A 16,202-nucleotide genomic window follows, 5' to 3' on the forward strand; every position below is an offset into this window, starting at 1 on the left:
TGGAGCCCATGGGAGCCATTACTGATGTGCCGGGAATCCGGGTGGGCCACCAGCAAAAGTCCGACGGCGGCTGGTTGAGTGGTGTGACGGTGATCCTGCCGCCGCCGGGTACGGTCGGTTCCGTGGACGTCGGCGGGGGAGGCCCCGCGACCCATGAGACCGACGCACTGGACCCCACCACGCTGGTGTCCGCCGTGGACGCGGTGGTCCTGACAGGCGGCAGCGCCTACGGGCTGGCCTCTGCCCACGGCGCCCAGCGCTGGTGCGAGGAACACGGCCGAGGATTTGCGGTTCCCGGCGGGGTGGTCCCCATCGTTCCCGCCGCAGCCATTTTCGACCTGGGCCGCGGCGGTGACTTCAGTGCCCGCCCGGACGCGGGGATGGGTTACGCCGCCACGGAGGCCGCCGCTGGCCAGGAGGAAGGGCACGACGTCGGACGCGGCAATGTGGGCGCCGGCACCGGCGCGGTCATCGCCAGGACCTACAAAGGGGGAGTGGGCACCGCGTCGGTAACTCTGGAGAGCGGTGCAGTTATCGGGGCACTTGCCGTAGTCAACGCGCTGGGTCTTCCGTATGTGGCGAATGCCGCTGGCGGGCGTGATACCCAGCCCGGGGCGCCGGAAGCCCCCGGACCCAACACCACCCTGGTTGTGGTTGCCACCAACGCCGTGCTTGATGTGGCAGAGTGCAAGCGGACTGCTTCTGCTGCCCAGGCCGGAATCGCCCGGGCACTGGACCCTTCCCACACGCTGGCTGATGGCGACACCGTCTTCTGCCTCGCAACAGGCGCCATTGCGCTAGACCGCAGCACCGAAACTGCCCGGCAGATCAGCCTCATCACGCTGCAGAGTGCGGCAGCCGACGTCGTACGTTTAGCCATCCTGGATGGAGTGGACAGGGCGGAGGCGGTCTCAACTCCGGCAGCTGAATATAGTGCGTACCGGCGCGCAGTGCGCTAACATGGCTGGATTTAACATTCGCCGCAAAGTGGCGTAGTGTTGCTTGTTGGTTGTCTGCCCTGCTGTGCCCTGTTTGGGGCCTGAGGTGATAACCGATCCAACAAAAACGTTCGTGGTCTTGTCCGGTGCAATCCGGCAGGGCTGCGGCAACAACAGTTAGCGGAGGGTATGGCCAAGAAGGACGGGGTCATTGAGATCGAGGGCGTTGTGACTGAGGCGCTGCCCAATGCGATGTTTCGCGTTGAGCTCACCAACAAGCACATCGTTCTGGCACACATCTCAGGCAAGATGCGCCAGCACTACATCAGGATTCTCCCTGAGGACCGGGTAGTGGTGGAACTGAGCCCTTATGACCTCACTCGGGGTCGTATCGTCTACCGCTACAAGTAAATTCTGGGCAGCCCCGGCAAAAGCCGTAGGCCGCTCCAGTTGACCAACTGCCACACGCAAAGGAATGCCATGAAGGTCAAGCCGAGCGTCAAGCAGATCTGCGAAAAGTGCAAAGTGATCCGCCGTAATGGCCGGGTCATGGTGATCTGCGAGAACCCGCGCCACAAGCAGCGCCAGGGCTAATTTCCTTCCCTGAAGGAAACCCTGGGTTGCTAACCCACGCAAGTAAATAAAGGCAGCACAAGCTGAATTGGGACGCATGAGCCCGGACAGCTAACCCCCGGTCGGAGGCTGGGGCCGCACAGAACGTGCGGGTGTACTGCCTACGACCTCCGGTTTATTCAAGGAGTACTGCCACTATGGCTCGTCTCGCTGGCGTAGACATTCCCCGCGAAAAGCGGTTGGAAATTGCGCTTACTTACATCTACGGCGTGGGCAAGACCCGTGCACACGAAACCCTGGCTGCCACTGGCATCAGCGCTGACGTCCGTGTTAAGGACCTCACCGATGCCCAGCTGGTTGAGCTGCGTGACTACATTGAAGGCAACTACAAGGTTGAGGGTGACCTTCGCCGCGAAGTAGCAGCTGATATCCGCCGCAAGGTAGAAATCGGCAGCTACGAAGGTATTCGCCATCGCAAGGGCCTGCCAGTGCGCGGACAGCGTACGAAGACGAACGCACGTACCCGCAAGGGTCCGAAGCGCACCGTTGCAGGCAAGAAGAAGGCTCGTTAAATCCCTCGGGATTGACTCGTCTTCCCCCAATAACTTTCTGTAGGAGAAATAATGCCCCCGAAGACTCGTGGCGCGGTTCGCAAGCCGCGTAAGAAGGACAAGAAGAATATCGCGCTTGGCCAGGCGCACATCAAGAGCACTTTTAACAACACCATCGTTTCCATCACGGATCCGAATGGCGCTGTTATCTCTTGGGCTTCCTCAGGTGAGGTTGGCTTCAAGGGCTCGCGTAAGTCCACCCCGTTCGCTGCCCAGATGGCTGCCGAAGCCGCTGCCAAGCGCGCACAGGAGCACGGCATGCGCAAGGTTGACGTTTTCGTCAAGGGACCGGGCTCCGGACGCGAAACCGCAATCCGCTCGCTGCAGGCCGCTGGCCTGGAGGTTGGCTCCATCCAGGACGTCACCCCCGCAGCGCACAACGGCTGCCGTCCGCCGAAGCGCCGCCGCGTCTAAGGCTTTTACAGCAGCAGGAGCTTGCCCGGACCGTAGATGGTCCGGGCAGGCCCAGCCGCGTTAAGTCTTCAGACCGAATTTCCACCACCTGTGTTGCGTCATATAGCGGATGCTCGCCGAAAGGAAACCTAAGTGCTCATTGCACAGCGCCCCACCCTCTCCGAAGAGGTAGTCTCCGAAAACCGTTCGCGTTTCATCATTGAACCGCTGGAACCGGGCTTCGGCTACACCCTCGGAAACTCCCTCCGCCGTACCCTGCTCTCCTCCATCCCCGGTGCTGCTGTAACCAGCATCCGGATCGATGGCGTGCTGCACGAGTTCACCACGGTTCCCGGTGTCAAGGAGGATGTCACTGAGATCATCCTGAACATCAAGAGCCTGTCGGTTTCCTCCGAGCACGATGAGCCGGTTGTTGCTTACCTGCGCAAGCAGGGCCCCGGAGTCGTCACGGCCGCGGACATCGCTCCGCCGGCCGGCGTCGAATTCCACAACCCGGATCTGCACATTGCCACGCTGAACTCGAAGGGCAAGTTCGAACTCGAACTGACCATCGAGCGCGGCCGCGGCTACGTTTCGGCAGCTCAGAACAAGTCCGGCGATTCAGAGATCGGCCGCATCCCGGTCGACTCGATCTACTCGCCGGTGCTGAAGGTTACTTTCCGCGTGGAAGCAACCCGTGTTGAGCAGCGCACTGACTTCGACAAGCTCATTGTCGACGTCGAGACCAAGCAGGCCATCGCCCCGCGCGATGCGGTTGCTTCCGCAGGTACCACCCTGGTGGAACTCTTCGGTCTGGCCCGCGAGCTGAACACCGCAGCTGAAGGTATCGAGATTGGCCCGTCGCCGACGGACGCTGCCCTGGCAGCCGACATGGCCCTGCCGATCGAGGATCTGGACCTCACCGTCCGTTCCTACAACTGCCTCAAGCGTGAGGGCATCCACACCGTGGGTGAACTCGTTGCCCGCTCCGAGGCCGACCTGATGGACATCCGTAACTTCGGTGCGAAGTCCATTGACGAGGTCAAGGCAAAGCTGGTTGAACTGGGCCTGTCCCTCAAGGACTCGCCTCCCGGTTTTGACCTCGCAGCACGCGCCGCAGCAATTGAAGAGGACGACGCCGCCTTCGGCGACGACGAACTCTAAAACAGATCTTGGCCGGCGGGCACCATGGTGTGCCCACCACCGGCTTCCATATGAGGAGAAACAATTATGCCTACCCCCACTAAGGGTCCGCGCCTCGGAGGCGGCCCGGCTCACGAGCGTCTTATGCTCGCGAACCTGGCAGCAGCACTGTTCGAGCACAAGCGGATCACCACCACGGTGACCAAGGCCAAGCGCCTGAAGCCGTACGCCGAGCGCCTGGTGACTTTCGCCAAGCGCGGCGACCTGGCTTCCCGCCGCCGTGTACTCGGCCTGATCAGCAACAAGGGCGTCGTCCACGAGCTGTTCACCGACATTGCACAGGCAGTGGAAAACCGCGACGGCGGCTACACCCGCATCACCAAGATTGGCAACCGCAAGGGCGACAACGCTCCCATGGCCGTCATCGAACTGGTCCTTGAGCCGGTTTCCGCTAAGCAGGCCGTTGTAGCCGAGGCTACCTCTGCCGCAAAGCGCGACGCCGACAAGAAGGAAGCAGCTGCTGCTGCCCCGGCCGCTGAAGAGGCTCCCGAGGCCGAGGTCGTTGAGACTGAAGCTGCCGAGGCTCCCGAGGCTGAGGCTGCAACCGAAGAGGCCCCGGCCGCTGAGGAAGCTCCCGCCGAGGACAAGGCTGAGGAAAAGGACGCGAAGTAATTCGCTGATTCCTTCGCATAGACTTGAGTCTATGAACGACCAAAAACCCGCGGCCCCCGTTTCAGGGGGCGGCGGGTTTTTGCGTATCCGGTTTGATATTTCCTACGACGGCGGTCCCTTTAATGGGTGGGCCCTTCAGCCGGGCCTCCGGACCGTCCAGGGCGTCCTGGAGGAGGCCGTTGCGCTGCTCGTGCGCCGGCCCGTCCGCGTGACCGTGGCTGGCCGCACGGATGCCGGCGTGCACGCCCGGGGACAGGTTGTCCATCTCGACCTGACCGAAGCTGAGTGGCTGGCTCTGCCCCGCGGGCACGAACTCGATCCCGCCGTCGCCATGCTGCGCCGGATCCGCGGCGCACTGAGCCGTGGCCTGGGCGACCTCAGCGGGGCTATCGAGGTCCACAGGGTGTCCCTGGCCCCTGAAGGCTTTGACGCGCGGTTCTCGGCCCTGTGGCGCCGTTACAGCTACCGGATCGCGGACGGCCCCGCCCTTTGGGACCCGTTGGAACGCTACTTCACGCTGTGGCACAAGAATCCGCTGGACGTTTCCTTGCTGAATGAGGGGGCCTCCAAACTACTGGGGCTGCAGAACTTCCTCTCCTACTGCAAGCCTCGGGAAGGGGCCACCACCATCCGCGAACTGCAGCGCTTTGAGTTTGCGCGCGGGGAGGACGGGGTGATCGTGGCCACGGTGCAGGCGGACGCTTTCTGCCACAACATGGTGCGCTCCCTGGTGGGCTCGGCCCTGTTCGTCGGGGAGGGCATTGAGGAGCCCGGGTGGCTCTATGACCGCCTCCTCGCCAGGAAGCGGGACGCCAAGTCGGTCCTGGCGGCGCCCCACCCGCTGGTCCTGGAGGAAGTTGCCTACCCGACCGACGGCGAGATGCTGGCGCGGGCCGAACTCACGAGGGCCGTCCGGGAGCACCCCAACTGACGTGCCCTAGTACGTCCTCGGCCCCTCGGCCGGCAGGGTGAGCGTAAACGTGCTGCCCTTGCCGGGGCTGCTGGTGCACGAAATGTCGCCGCCGTGACCGTCGACGATGGCCTTGGTAATGGACAGTCCGAGGCCTGCCCCCGAGATGGCGGCTTCGCGTGCTGACTCCGTCCGGAAGAACCGGCGGAAGACCTTGGCCGAGTCTTCCGGGGTCATGCCCATCCCGGAGTCTTGCACTTTCAGCCGGACCCACTCGTCCGTGCCTTGGGCACTAATGTTTACCACGCCGCCGCCGGGGGAGTACTTGATGGCATTGGACACCAGGTTGTCCAGGGCCTGCCCGATGCGCAGCGGGTCCGCGTAGGCCCACAAGGGCGAGGGGATATCGGCCACCAGGGAGATGCTGGACTGTTCGGCCTGGGGCTGCGCGGAGCCGATGCTGGTCTCGACGAGGCTTGCAAGGTCCGTGCGTTTAGGGTGCACTTTGAGGGCGGAGGAAGCCGACGCCATGAGGTCGGATACCAAAGCCAGGAGCCTCTCGGAGTTGCGTTGCACAACCTCCAATCGCCGGACGGAGGCCGGGGACGTGCCCTGGACGTCCTCAAGCACGAGATCGATATTGCCCAGGATGGAATTGAGCGGGTTCCTGAATTCATGCGAGACGTTCGAGACGAGTTCCTCGTTGGCCGCCAGTGCCTCCACCAGCCCTGTGACGTCCGTGTAGACGATGACAGCGCCACTGAAGCGTCCGCCGTCGTCCATTAACGGACGTGCCGCCGTCGATACGGCGCGCTGGCGTGGCCCCGTGCCGATCCAGACGAGATAGTCCGCGAAGGATTCGCCGTCGATGGCGCGCCGGACGGGGCGCTTGGCGGCGGGCAAGGGGGTAACCCTGTCCCGGGCAAAAATCAGCTGTTGCTCTTCGGCCGTGGTTGGGCTTTCCCGTGGGCCGGAGATCTGCTCGAAATCCCTTTGCCTGTTGTTGGTCAGGAGTATCCCACCGTCCGAGTCCACTGCCACAATTCCGACGTCGGTTGCGTCCAGGATTGTTTGCAGCAGCCGTTCCCTGTCTGTGCTGGCTGCAAGCAATTCACGGAGTTCCGCGTCTTTTTCCTTCAACTGCCGCTGTTGAATTCTCATATGCACGCTCGCGAAGCGAATGGCCAAGGACACTGCGAGCATCATCAGCGGGAAAAGCAGGGTGGATGTGATGTCAGATGCCGTGAGGTTGGGGAACCTGCCGGAGAGCGTGGGGAGCATGATGAGCATCGGCCCGATTACACTCAACACGATGCTGGTGCGCGCCATTAACCCGGAGGCCGAGAGCCAGATGACCGGGAAAATGGCGAGGATAGCCAATCCAGGCAGAAGCGGTGAGGCGCCATTTCGTAGGAGGCCGATCGCCAGCAGGTCCAGGATAGGCACCGCAAGGTAGGCTTGCGGGCCCAGCCGCTCCCACGGCGTCACGAAGCATGCCACGAAAAGGATGCCGTGAAGAACCAGGCCCGAGAGATACAACGGGCTGTGCATCAGGGACGGCCAGGCCAGCGGTGTGGCCACCGCCATCGCAGCCACAATCAGCGTCAGCGGCAGTTGGCATAAGGCTACTTGGCCGCGTTGCCCTAAATTCCGGAAATACCGCGCCGTACCACGCTGCAGCAGCCCGTCAGGCATTGGCTTTTTCCGTGTTTGATGACGGATCAAATGCCGCGTTCAGCGTATTTGGCAACGAATTGGTGACGCCCACAGTGCTCAGCCCTCTCTCGGCCCCCAAATGTACGTTTGATGTCATGATAATTGACTTTGCGCAGGTCAATACCGAAAAGACGTGTCATCAGGCCTACATCCTTGTAGCGTAGAGGCAGTTGGAGTGAATACGGCATTGGCGCTGGGCTGATGGGGGGCCGCTTTCACCTGGCATGGGGATATATCAATGGACGATCTTGGAGTAGCGGTAGTCATCGAAGATGATGCCGACGTGCGTAACCTCTTGGAGGGTGTGCTTAGCCAGGCCGGGTTTGAGGTCCATACCGCCTCGGACGGGCGGGACGGCGTTGAAGTGGTCCGTGCCAAGCACGCGAATGTGGTGACCCTGGACATCGGCCTGCCGGATATTGACGGCTTTGAAGTGCTGAGGCGGATCAGGAATTTTAGCGATGCCTACGTGGTGATGCTGACTGGCAGGACGGAAGAACCGGATCTACTGTCCGCGCTGAACGCAGGGGCGGATGACTACATCGCTAAGCCCTTCCGTCCCCGCGAACTGCGAGCCCGGGTTGCTGCGATGATGCGCCGGCCCCGGCATGAGATCCAGCAGCAGGTTCCCCAGGAATGGGCTTCGGGTACTTTGCCGCCTGCGCCGCTGGCAAACACCGGAGTGCTGCACCACAACGGGCTGGTCCTTGACCATCGGACGCGTTCGGTGGCAATCCACGGTGAACAGCTTGGGCTGACGCGCAGCGAGTTCGACCTCCTCCACGTGCTGCTGCGCGGTGGAGGGGCCGTCTGCACACGCTCGGACCTGGTCAAGGCCGTACGGGGCGATCTCTACGAGGAGGACGCCTACATCAGCGAAGCCGATGAACGGGCAGTGGAAGTCCACATCGGCAACCTGCGGCGCAAGCTGAAGGAAGATCCGGCAGCTCCGCGGTGGCTTCAGACGGTTCGGGGAGTCGGCTACAGGCTGGCGCCGAAACGGCCGGACCAGCGTTAGCTGGGTTGCCGTCGACCCGGTGCGGCCAAGGCCTAACCGTTCTTCAGGATGTAGTTCGCCTGGAGTTCGGAGATGGTCTGGTCGCCGTTTTCCGCGACGCTTTCCATCATGGCCTGGCCTTGTCCGAAGTCGCCCTCCCGAATGACGGATTCCAGCACCTCGGCCAGCCGGGCCAGCCGAACGCCCCCCACCATGGCGGACGTGATGCGCAGGCTGATGATGGCATCAAGGGCGGCGGCCCGGTCCTGGTTCTCGACGGCCAGGGCCAGCCGGCTGTACCGCTGGTCCCACATGGCGGCGTAATCACGGGCAAAGCGGAGTGCCAGCTCTGAGCCGTTCAGCTCTTCTTCCAAGTCTTCGAGGACGCCGGAATCGACCAGTGGAAGGAGGTCGTCCAGTTCCTGCAGGCTTCCATGCTCCGGGATTCCTCCAGCCACGGCGGGCAGGGGAACCGCGGTGGTTCCCTTATCGCCGGAGCCTGTGTCTGGAGTGTGCATGGTTCAAGGCTACTTCCTGATTGTCATTGGGGGTCTGAATTCGGCAGATCCTGTGTAAACCTTGAGAGACCTACCGATGGGTCAAGTTATTGACCGCTGAATGCAACAACGGCGTTGATGACAGCGGGGCCAAGAATTGCAATGAAGAGCACAGGAAAAATAAAGAACAACAGCGGGAAAAGGATCATCACGGGTAGTTTCATGGCCTTTTCCTCCGCGCGCTGGCGTCGCTTCACCCGCATCACCTTCGCCTGCACCCGGAGTACCCGGCTGATGGCGATGCCGTACTTATCTGCCTGGACAATGGCCTGCACGAAGCTTCGAAGTTCCGGGATGTTGGTGCGTTCGGCCAGGGCAAGGTACGACTCGCGGCGGCTTCTTCCCACCTGCATGTCCTGCAGCGTGCGGACCAGCTCCTCGGCCAGTGGCCCCTTACCGTTCTCGCCGGCGCGTGCCATAGCCCCTTCAAATCCCAGTCCTGCCTCCACCGAAATCAACATCTGGTCCAGGGTGTTGGCCAGCTCAAGCTGAATGGCCTTTTGGCGCTCCATTCCCTTGCTGTAAAGCATCAGATCCGGAATGAAGTAGCCGAGGACCAGGATGAACAAGCCCGTGAGCTTCATGATGGGTTGCGGGCTGCTGGTGCTGATCAAGATGAACAGCACTCCCCCGAAGAGGCCAAGGACGGGCTTTGCTGCAAGAATGCGGGCCAACGGCCATGCCGTGGGCCGGCCCGCAAGCGACAGAAGCTTGTCGAGCTTCCGCACATAGGCGGGCGGCGTTACCCGGTAGCCGATAGTAGCGAGGAAATTTCCAGACTTTGCTTCCGGTACTTCGGCAGTCCTTCTGCCGCGGGCCAGGATGGCCACTGTGGCGGTGCGGGCCTTGCGATCCACCGAGAGAATGGACCATGCCAGGTAGCCGGTCGGCACGGAGACCAGCAACAGGGAAAACATCACAAGCGGACTCATTGGCGCCTCAGAACTTCAGATCGATAATTTTGCGCATCCACAGGCTGCCGATCGTCATGAGGACGAAGGATGCTGCGACCATGCCCCATCCGAGCGGGTGCGTGAACATCGAGTTCATATAGCCAGGGTTCACTGTCATCAGCATCATCACGATACCGAAGGGCATGGCAATGAGGATGTAGGCGGAAAACTTGCCTTCCGCGGCCAAGGACTTGATGTGGCCCTTGATTTCAGAACGCTCCCGGATGGTTTCGTTCACCTGGTCCAGGACTTCGGCAAGGTTGCCTCCGACTTCGCGGTTGATCTGGATGGCCTGGGCGATCCAGACGAAGTCCTCGTTCCGCATGCGGTTGGACGTGTCAGTCAGTGAGGCGAGCAGGTCGCGGCCCAGGCTGGTTTCGGTAATGACGCGACGCATCTCCTCGGAAGTGGGGCTCAGCGACTCCGCCGCGGCGGCGTCGATGGCACGCAGGATGCTGTGGCCGGCCCGCAATCCGCCAGCGAGCAGTTGCAGAGTATCGCCGAGTTGTTCGTCGAACTTGGCGCGCCGTTTGCCGGCAAGGACTCCCAAAACGAGATAGCCCACGAACGGCGCCAGGACAACAAGCAGGACGGAGATTGCCGGTACCCCTATGACCAATCCAACCAGTGCGCCGACGATGGAGCCGGCGATGACCAACACCGTATATTCAGTCTGGCTCAACCTCAGCCCAGCATTCTCCAGCGCGTCACGGTTGTAGAGACGGATGTTCCTGGCTTCCAGGAATCGGCCAAGGCCACCCACTGTGGCGTCAGTGAGCCGGGTAAGTCGCGACGGCGGATCCGCCTCGTAGGGGCGGCGCCGGTCCAAAGCGACTTCGGGCGTGCGCGGCAGCACCAGTGCCACGCCCAGCAGGATCGGGGCGAGGAACAGCAATGCGGCTCCAACAGTGATCAGCATGGAGACCTAGGCCTTTCCGGTGCCGGAAGGGCTCGCAGCAGCCGGACCCGGACTGGCCGGGGTCGCGAAAACAGAGGGCGAGACATGGATGCCGAGGTCCTCGAACCGGTCGATGAAGCGCGGCCGGATGCCGGTCGCAACGGGCTTACCTAGAAAGCGGCCGTGTTGGTCAACGCCGGCGGAATAGTCGAAGACGAAGGCGTCCTGGAGGGTGACGATGTCCCCTTCCATGCCTTGGACCTCGGTAACGTGGGTGATCCGCCGGCTACCGTCACGTAAACGCGAGATCTGAACAATCAGGTTGACGGCGGACGCGATCTGCTCGCGGATGGCCCGCAGCGGCAGGTCCATGCCTGCCATCAGCACCAGTGTTTCCAGCCGGGCTACGGCGTCGCGCGGAGAATTGGAGTGGACTGTGGAGAGGGAACCGTCGTGGCCGGTGTTCATGGCCTGGAGCATGTCCAGCGATTCGCCGCCGCGGACCTCGCCCACCACAATGCGGTCCGGCCGCATACGCAGTGAGTTACGGAGCAGTTCGCGGATGGTCACTTCGCCTTTGCCCTCGGTGTTGGGAGGGCGGCTCTCCAGCCGGACCACGTGGTCTTGCTGAATCTGGAGTTCGACGGCGTCCTCGATGGTAACGATTCGCTCGTTGGCGGGCAGAAAGGATGAAAGGACGTTGAGCAGGGTGGTCTTGCCGGTGCCTGTTCCGCCGGAGACGATGATGTTCAGCTTGGCTTTGACACAGGCATTGAGCAGTTCCGCCATCTCTGGCGTCAGGGTGCCGAAGTCGATGAGGTTCCTGACCGTCAGCGGAACTTTGCTGAATTTGCGGATGGTCAGCGAGGACCCACCAACGGCCAGCGGCGGTATAACGGCGTTGACGCGTGATCCATCCTCCAACCGGGCGTCCACCAGGGGTGAGGACTCGTCAATGCGGCGGCCCACTTTCGAGACGATACGTTCGATGACCTTGCGGAGGTGCTCCTCGGAGCTGAAGCGTGAGTCTGCGAGGGTAAGGTGCCCTTTGCGCTCCACGTAGATCTGGTCCATGCGGTTGACCATGATTTCGGTGACCGCGGGATCATCCAGCAGCCGCTGAAGCGGACCGTAGCCCAGGACATCGTCGGCAACGTCCTGAACCAGACGGGTGCGTTCCTCGGGGGAGAGCGGCACCTGCTCGGCGTCGATTATCCGTGTCAGTTCATCCCGGGCTGAGGACTTCAGCTCCTGCTCCGTGATGGACGAGTCGTTGAATCGGGCGCCAAGACGCTCAAACAGCGCCGTCGCTGCCCTTTCCTTGAGGGCGGCGAAGACGTCCACGGGCTGCAAGGGTTTCGGCCGCGTCTCTTCCGGATGGGCGTGCGCGGTGACGACGGCGGCAGGCGGTGCCGTCGTCGTCGTCCGTTGTTCCGGAGTCTGTTCAAACCACTGCACGCGCTGGGCAGGAACTTCCGCACGCGGCACATCGAGAGTGGCGGCTGAAGCCTTCGCGGAAGCAGGCTGGGAACCTGGCTGCGTTTTTGCCTGGGCCGCGCTGATGCGCTCTGAGAGTTTCATCTAGACCACTACCCTTCGGTGGAGTTTGCGCTGGGATTTTGCCCGCCACTCAGGGTTGAAACGTTCCACGAGCTGGTTTAGCCCCTTGGTTGCCGGGTCCTTCATGGGCTCCTGGAGGACAGGGATTCCGCGGTTGGTGGACAGCGCCACAGCGCGGGACCGAGGGATACTTACGTCCACGGGCGCGCCGATGGTGGATTCGAGGTCTTGGATGGTGAGGCCGGTTTTGGCGTCGGCCATGTTCAGGACCACGTGCCGGGTGTCCGGAAGGACGTCCAGCTGACGGAGGACATCCAGACCTGATCGCAGGCCACGGACACTGGGAATATCCATGCCGCTGACCCACACCACGTCAGTGCACTTTTCCATGGCGGCAAGCCCAACTTCCGGCAGGCCTGGTGCTGTGTCCACTACGACGTATTGGAATTGTTCAGACAGCTGTTCCAGCAGCCGGCTGACCTGGTCCGGGGTGATCTCGTCCGCGTCCACGGGCGTTGGGGGAGCGCAAAGCGCGTAGATGCTGCCCGGGTGCACGGTGAGGAACGCTTTGAGGACCAGGGAGTCCTGGCTCGCGGCCGGCGACACCGCGTCCGTGACAGTGTGCTCGGGGTCAAGGTAAAGCCCAGAGGCGACGTCCCCGAACTGCAGGTCCAGGTCCACGATGACCACACTCATGGGCGCTACTTTGCCCAGCCCGATGGCGATGTTGGTGGCGATGGTCGTCTTGCCCACGCCGCCCTTAGGTGAGAAAACGCCGATGACCAGGCCCTTGTTGGATTCCGGTGCTTGCTGCGGCGCCGTTGCACGGTACCGGTGTGCAAAGGACTGGCTGGCGCGCTCCAGGAGCACCCGAAGCTGCGCTGGAGCCGAGTGGGGGGAGGCAATGTCCCGGATGCCTGCCCGCATGGCGTGCAGAAGGAAGTCAGGGTCAGGCTCGGCGGCCACAATGACGCTCAGTTCCGGGAAACTGACGTTCAGGACCGTCGCGAACCGGAGTGCGTCGTCCAGAGGGACTTCTGGTCCCAGGACCAATACTTCAGGATGTTCCTGGTCCAAGCTGGCGAAGAGTTCGTGCGGGTCCGCCGGTAACAGGGTGGTAAAGAAGGTCTGCACGCCCCCATGCAGGCCTCCGGCAACAGCTTCACGGAGGCGGGAGTCAAAGCTGACGTCGGGAGTGATAAGGACAAAGCGGCTCATTTGTAGAGGTCCGACCTGGTCATGACGCGCGGTCCGCTGTCCTGCGCATCGAGCGGTTCCTTGCTGAGCCAGAGGGCAGCGAATTCGGAGGCGAAGACGATCTTGTCTGCATTGATGTCGTTCACGGCAACGGTGACCATAAGCAGACCGGTGGGGAGGTTGACGTCGCGGGGATCCGGTGAGGGTTCCGCACTTGCCGTTGGGGCCGGGTTTGCTACGGCCCCTTCAGGTGCTCGCTGGACGGCGGTCACCAGTGCTTTGTGGATGGACAGTTGTACGGTTTCCTGATCGGCCTTGGCTTCGATCCCGCCACTGGGCATGGTGATGAAGATGCCCACTGTGTCGCCCGCCGCCAGGCGTCCGCCCACGACGCGCTGCGGTTCCAGCTGGAAGGTAACTTCCTGCAGGCCTGCGGGGACAGGGACCGAACCCAGGGTCTTCAGTTCCTCCGGCGAGATGAGCCGCTCTGCGAGCAGTTGCTCGCCGGGGACGAGGTCTGCGGACGTGACCTTCCCGACCGCTCCGTCCAGCGTGTTCAGGGCAGTCTTAGCGACGGCGGTGCCGGGAAGTTCCCGAAGGGCAACCGATGCTTTCAAGGTCTCAGCGGAGGAGCCTGCGGGGACGGCTTTGGTCACGACCAGGACGCCGATCGGGTCCAGTCCGCTGACCGCCCGCTGATCGGCGCCCTGGGCATAGGACACCACGATGACCGCTCCGACGATCGCCAGCAGCACTGCCACCACTCCGGCCAACAAACGTGACTTCACTGACTGCTCCTGTGCATTTCAAAAATCATGGTGTTCTCTGAACTAATAGGTGAGTTCGACGACTGTTGCGCCGTCCGCGTTTATGGGCCCCAAGGTGTAGCCGTCGGCCAAGGAGACGTATTTGACGAAAGTTCCGATGATGCCCCGGCATGGTTCTCTGCATTCCAGGGCTGAAGGGACGTCCGGTGACCTGTTGCGGAAGGTATTGGGAAGGCCTGTGTTGCCAACCTTCCACCCTGCAACCTTGAATGCGGCGAAGGTTGTAAGCCGGAAGACTGCATTTGTGCCGGTGCCGGTCACTGAATCGAAGATGGGCAGCAAGAGGATGACGTCCTTGCCCGCATTCATATCCGCCGCCCAGCCGTTCAATGTCGCCTCACAGTTCGGCGGCGCATTGTTACCGGTGTCGCCGCCGGCAGTGCTGGCGGCGATGTCGATGATCGCGCCGCACTGGCCGGGGTTCTGCGTAAGTTCACCGAATCCGCCCTCGACTGCGGCCCCGGACGGCCCGTAATCACAGTCGGGGTTGGCGTTCTTCCCATGCAGCTGGAGAAGCTGCATCACGTCAGTTTTGTTTCGAACCTGGCAAATGGAGACGGTGATAGGAAATGGTGTGGGCCCCTTTTCCGGGCTGCCCCAGCGGACGGTTGCGGGGGCGTTGACCTCGGCCGTATTCATTCCAAAGGCCCGGGCGAAAAAGAGGGAAACTTCATTGGGGGAGTGGCCGGCCTCCTTCGCGGACGCAGTGACTGTCACTGTCCGGGCGGTCTTGTCCAGAACGGTGGACTTGATGTGGCTGAGGCCATCGTTGGCGTTGCCGCTGGTTAGGGATGCGGCAAGGGAAGAAGTTGCAGAGCAGCCCGGATCACTGGCGCTCTTGGCGCACTTTTGGGCGATCGCCAAGGCAGCGGCGTCGGCTCCGTTTCGGAGCTGGGTCCGTTCGGCGTAGAGCATGCCCACATCCACGGCGATGGCGCCGAAGCCTAAAAGCGCCACCAGCATCATGGCGACGATGACGCTCACGGCGCCGCGTTCGCCGTCGTTATAACCGTTGGTTCCTTTCAGCCACCGCATAGCATTGCTCCTTTGCCTGTCATGGCGAACGGGCCGGCTATGCCTGTCATGGTGGACAGGCTGTACGTGATGGTGACGGAAATGCGGTGACCGGGTGCACATGTTGTCGAAGTGGGCGTATCGAGGTTCTTGAATGTGATGTTTGCGTCCGCCAAGCCGGGCCGTAGGGAAGGTGCTGTGCCCTTCGCTGCGTTGCGGGCTGCTGGCGCGTTATTGGAGATTGCCATGACCCGGACTCCTTCACGGGCGGCAGCCGAGAGCGACGCCTGCGCGTTGTACACACGGCTGAATTCCATGATCCCTAAGAGCAGCATGACCAGGAGGGGTGCGACGATCGCGAACTCTACCGCAACGGCGCCGCGCTCGGATGCCCTGGACATGGAGAAGCCTTTCGATACGTCAGTTTGTGCTCTGCAAAGCCGAGTGGCGGCGGCCTGATTGCCGCCGCCACTCTTGTGCCTCGTGCTGCTGGTGGGGCGTCCCGGACTAGGGAGTCGGGTAGGCGCAGGATCCGCCAGCGGACGTGGTGGCAGTTGCCGCAGTCGCCGTCCATGTGCCGCCGCCGACTTGGCACTGTACTTGTTCGAACATTGCGTTCAACGAGCCACCAAGGAGGGTGACGGCAACAATGATGACGACCGCGATGAGGCCAACCATGATGCCGTATTCGACGGCCGTGGCGCCCTTTTCGTCGCGGTGAAGACGGACGGCGAGGTTGGTGTAAAGAGAAAGCATTTGAGACTCCTGAGCGAGTGGGGGAAAGCTGGTCCAGCACCAGCTCTGACAAGAACATAGCAACGCTTGATGGCCCGTTGACGGGAATTTGCAGCATCCTGTGCTAAGCCTTCCCAACATGCTCTCTTCCTGCGCGTTTCCTTCGCTGGCACTGCGTTGAAGCTTGGAATTGGGGCCCTCCAGGCACACAAGCGGACCCCCTCGGTTCTGGGTGCCGAGGGGGTCCGGTTCTTGGGGCGCCGGGTGAGGGCGCGGGTGGGGGTGCTACGTCAGTGTTGGGAAAAGTGTTCTGGCGGGATTACGGAATGCCGAGGACTAATTTCAGGTGGGCAGTCAAGTCGTCGAACCAGCCGAGCAGCTCGAGGCCGAAGAAGCTAATGCCGATGGCTGTGAGCATCACGATGAACGACATGAGGATGCCGTATTCGGTTGCTGTGGCCCCTTCTTCATCGGTAAGGAGCCGCATCCAGACTGAGGTCCTTGGGCC

General features: G+C 62.3%; 20 protein-coding genes. 9 read left to right on the top strand and 11 right to left on the bottom strand.

All coding sequences use genetic code 11. The features are described from left to right. Positions 1 to 8 precede the first annotated feature (8 nt). The 8 genes from V9L17_RS06345 to V9L17_RS06380 all read left to right on the top strand — a co-directional run bounded on the left by V9L17_RS06345 (position 9) and on the right by V9L17_RS06380 (position 5,261). Positions 9 to 959 (top strand): P1 family peptidase, encoded by a 951-nt coding sequence (locus V9L17_RS06345; protein WP_337350853.1) that lies wholly within the window; start codon positions 9 to 11, stop codon positions 957 to 959. Positions 960 to 1,127: 168 nt separating this feature from the next. Further along, positions 1,128 to 1,349, top strand: coding sequence for a translation initiation factor IF-1 (gene infA / locus V9L17_RS06350; RefSeq protein WP_009358723.1), 222 nt, complete (start codon positions 1,128 to 1,130; stop codon positions 1,347 to 1,349). A 69-nt stretch (positions 1,350 to 1,418) separates the two neighbouring features. Continuing rightward, positions 1,419 to 1,532, top strand: a complete 114-nt coding sequence (rpmJ, locus tag V9L17_RS06355) for a 50S ribosomal protein L36 (RefSeq protein ID WP_009358722.1) — start codon at positions 1,419 to 1,421, stop codon at positions 1,530 to 1,532. Between the two features lie 176 nt (positions 1,533 to 1,708). Continuing rightward, positions 1,709 to 2,083, top strand: coding sequence for a 30S ribosomal protein S13 (gene rpsM, locus V9L17_RS06360; protein WP_028275004.1), 375 nt, complete (start codon positions 1,709 to 1,711; stop codon positions 2,081 to 2,083). 51 nt (positions 2,084 to 2,134) lie between these two features. Then, positions 2,135 to 2,536, top strand: coding sequence for a 30S ribosomal protein S11 (rpsK, locus tag V9L17_RS06365; RefSeq protein WP_018769149.1), 402 nt, complete (start codon positions 2,135 to 2,137; stop codon positions 2,534 to 2,536). Positions 2,537 to 2,668: 132 nt separating this feature from the next. Continuing rightward, a complete protein-coding gene (locus tag V9L17_RS06370) occupies positions 2,669 to 3,679 on the top strand; it encodes a DNA-directed RNA polymerase subunit alpha (protein ID WP_131131310.1) in 1,011 nt (336 codons plus the stop codon). Between the two features lie 66 nt (positions 3,680 to 3,745). Then, positions 3,746 to 4,330 (top strand): 50S ribosomal protein L17, encoded by a 585-nt coding sequence (gene rplQ / locus V9L17_RS06375; RefSeq protein ID WP_337346880.1) that lies wholly within the window; start codon positions 3,746 to 3,748, stop codon positions 4,328 to 4,330. 31 nt (positions 4,331 to 4,361) lie between these two features. After that, positions 4,362 to 5,261: a tRNA pseudouridine synthase A gene (locus V9L17_RS06380; RefSeq protein WP_337346881.1), complete on the top strand. Its 900-nt coding sequence runs from the start codon at positions 4,362 to 4,364 to the stop codon at positions 5,259 to 5,261. Positions 5,262 to 5,267: 6 nt separating this feature from the next. Here V9L17_RS06380 and V9L17_RS06385 read toward each other — a convergent pair whose 3' ends face one another. Then, the gene (locus V9L17_RS06385) at positions 5,268 to 6,935 is read right to left on the bottom strand and encodes a sensor histidine kinase (protein WP_337350854.1); all 1,668 of its coding nucleotides are present in this window, start codon (positions 6,933 to 6,935) and stop codon (positions 5,268 to 5,270) included. Between the two features lie 259 nt (positions 6,936 to 7,194). On the opposite strand from V9L17_RS06385, the gene V9L17_RS06390 reads away from it, so the two are divergent. Beyond that, positions 7,195 to 7,974, top strand: a complete 780-nt coding sequence (locus V9L17_RS06390) for a response regulator transcription factor (protein ID WP_337350855.1) — start codon at positions 7,195 to 7,197, stop codon at positions 7,972 to 7,974. A 32-nt stretch (positions 7,975 to 8,006) separates the two neighbouring features. Here V9L17_RS06390 and V9L17_RS06395 read toward each other — a convergent pair whose 3' ends face one another. The 10 genes from V9L17_RS06395 to V9L17_RS06440 all read right to left on the bottom strand — a co-directional run bounded on the left by V9L17_RS06395 (position 8,007) and on the right by V9L17_RS06440 (position 16,181). Beyond that, positions 8,007 to 8,471, bottom strand: a complete 465-nt coding sequence (locus V9L17_RS06395) for an Hpt domain-containing protein (protein ID WP_337350856.1) — start codon at positions 8,469 to 8,471, stop codon at positions 8,007 to 8,009. Between the two features lie 86 nt (positions 8,472 to 8,557). Then, positions 8,558 to 9,442, bottom strand: a complete 885-nt coding sequence (locus tag V9L17_RS06400; RefSeq protein WP_337350857.1) for a type II secretion system F family protein — start codon at positions 9,440 to 9,442, stop codon at positions 8,558 to 8,560. Positions 9,443 to 9,449: 7 nt separating this feature from the next. After that, positions 9,450 to 10,382, bottom strand: coding sequence for a type II secretion system F family protein (locus tag V9L17_RS06405; RefSeq protein ID WP_337350858.1), 933 nt, complete (start codon positions 10,380 to 10,382; stop codon positions 9,450 to 9,452). A gap of 6 nt (positions 10,383 to 10,388) precedes the next feature. Further along, complete coding sequence (locus V9L17_RS06410; protein WP_337350859.1) at positions 10,389 to 11,942, bottom strand: ATPase, T2SS/T4P/T4SS family; 1,554 nt, start codon at positions 11,940 to 11,942, stop codon at positions 10,389 to 10,391. Further along, the gene (locus V9L17_RS06415) at positions 11,943 to 13,139 is read right to left on the bottom strand and encodes an AAA family ATPase (protein WP_337350860.1); all 1,197 of its coding nucleotides are present in this window, start codon (positions 13,137 to 13,139) and stop codon (positions 11,943 to 11,945) included. After that, complete coding sequence (gene cpaB / locus V9L17_RS06420) at positions 13,136 to 13,906, bottom strand: Flp pilus assembly protein CpaB (protein ID WP_337350861.1); 771 nt, start codon at positions 13,904 to 13,906, stop codon at positions 13,136 to 13,138. The genes V9L17_RS06415 and cpaB overlap by 4 nt, the downstream gene beginning before the upstream one ends. A 42-nt stretch (positions 13,907 to 13,948) precedes the next feature. Continuing rightward, entirely contained in the window at positions 13,949 to 14,980 is a 1,032-nt protein-coding gene (locus V9L17_RS06425; RefSeq protein ID WP_337350862.1) for a pilus assembly protein TadG-related protein, read from the bottom strand. Further along, entirely contained in the window at positions 14,968 to 15,360 is a 393-nt protein-coding gene (locus V9L17_RS06430; protein WP_337350863.1) for a TadE family protein, read from the bottom strand. Before V9L17_RS06430 ends, V9L17_RS06425 begins: the two co-directional genes overlap by 13 nt. A 106-nt stretch (positions 15,361 to 15,466) precedes the next feature. After that, positions 15,467 to 15,715, bottom strand: coding sequence for a Flp family type IVb pilin (locus tag V9L17_RS06435; RefSeq protein WP_337350864.1), 249 nt, complete (start codon positions 15,713 to 15,715; stop codon positions 15,467 to 15,469). 298 nt (positions 15,716 to 16,013) lie between these two features. Next, positions 16,014 to 16,181, bottom strand: a complete 168-nt coding sequence (locus tag V9L17_RS06440; RefSeq protein WP_337346893.1) for a Flp family type IVb pilin — start codon at positions 16,179 to 16,181, stop codon at positions 16,014 to 16,016. Positions 16,182 to 16,202 lie beyond the last annotated feature (21 nt).

Origin of the sequence: Pseudarthrobacter sp. CCNWLW207, from assembly GCF_037203945.1 — a bacterium.
Classification (GTDB): Bacteria; Actinomycetota; Actinomycetes; order Actinomycetales; family Micrococcaceae; genus Arthrobacter.

Coding starts and splice junctions, on each gene's coding strand:
- V9L17_RS06405 (WP_337350858.1), bottom strand. CDS start 10,382: ATGCTGATCACTGTTGGAGCCGCATTGCTGTTCCTCGCCCCGATCCTG.
- V9L17_RS06410 (WP_337350859.1), bottom strand. CDS start 11,942: ATGAAACTCTCAGAGCGCATCAGCGCGGCCCAGGCAAAAACGCAGCCA.
- V9L17_RS06395 (WP_337350856.1), bottom strand. CDS start 8,471: ATGCACACTCCAGACACAGGCTCCGGCGATAAGGGAACCACCGCGGTT.
- V9L17_RS06440 (WP_337346893.1), bottom strand. CDS start 16,181: ATGCGGCTCCTTACCGATGAAGAAGGGGCCACAGCAACCGAATACGGC.
- infA (WP_009358723.1), top strand. CDS start 1,128: ATGGCCAAGAAGGACGGGGTCATTGAGATCGAGGGCGTTGTGACTGAG.
- rplQ (WP_337346880.1), top strand. CDS start 3,746: ATGCCTACCCCCACTAAGGGTCCGCGCCTCGGAGGCGGCCCGGCTCAC.
- V9L17_RS06425 (WP_337350862.1), bottom strand. CDS start 14,980: ATGCGGTGGCTGAAAGGAACCAACGGTTATAACGACGGCGAACGCGGC.
- V9L17_RS06345 (WP_337350853.1), top strand. CDS start 9: ATGGGAGCCATTACTGATGTGCCGGGAATCCGGGTGGGCCACCAGCAA.
- V9L17_RS06380 (WP_337346881.1), top strand. CDS start 4,362: ATGAACGACCAAAAACCCGCGGCCCCCGTTTCAGGGGGCGGCGGGTTT.
- V9L17_RS06435 (WP_337350864.1), bottom strand. CDS start 15,715: ATGCTTTCTCTTTACACCAACCTCGCCGTCCGTCTTCACCGCGACGAA.
- V9L17_RS06400 (WP_337350857.1), bottom strand. CDS start 9,442: ATGAGTCCGCTTGTGATGTTTTCCCTGTTGCTGGTCTCCGTGCCGACC.
- V9L17_RS06430 (WP_337350863.1), bottom strand. CDS start 15,360: ATGTCCAGGGCATCCGAGCGCGGCGCCGTTGCGGTAGAGTTCGCGATC.
- V9L17_RS06415 (WP_337350860.1), bottom strand. CDS start 13,139: ATGAGCCGCTTTGTCCTTATCACTCCCGACGTCAGCTTTGACTCCCGC.
- rpsK (WP_018769149.1), top strand. CDS start 2,135: ATGCCCCCGAAGACTCGTGGCGCGGTTCGCAAGCCGCGTAAGAAGGAC.
- rpsM (WP_028275004.1), top strand. CDS start 1,709: ATGGCTCGTCTCGCTGGCGTAGACATTCCCCGCGAAAAGCGGTTGGAA.
- V9L17_RS06390 (WP_337350855.1), top strand. CDS start 7,195: ATGGACGATCTTGGAGTAGCGGTAGTCATCGAAGATGATGCCGACGTG.
- rpmJ (WP_009358722.1), top strand. CDS start 1,419: ATGAAGGTCAAGCCGAGCGTCAAGCAGATCTGCGAAAAGTGCAAAGTG.
- V9L17_RS06385 (WP_337350854.1), bottom strand. CDS start 6,935: ATGCCTGACGGGCTGCTGCAGCGTGGTACGGCGCGGTATTTCCGGAAT.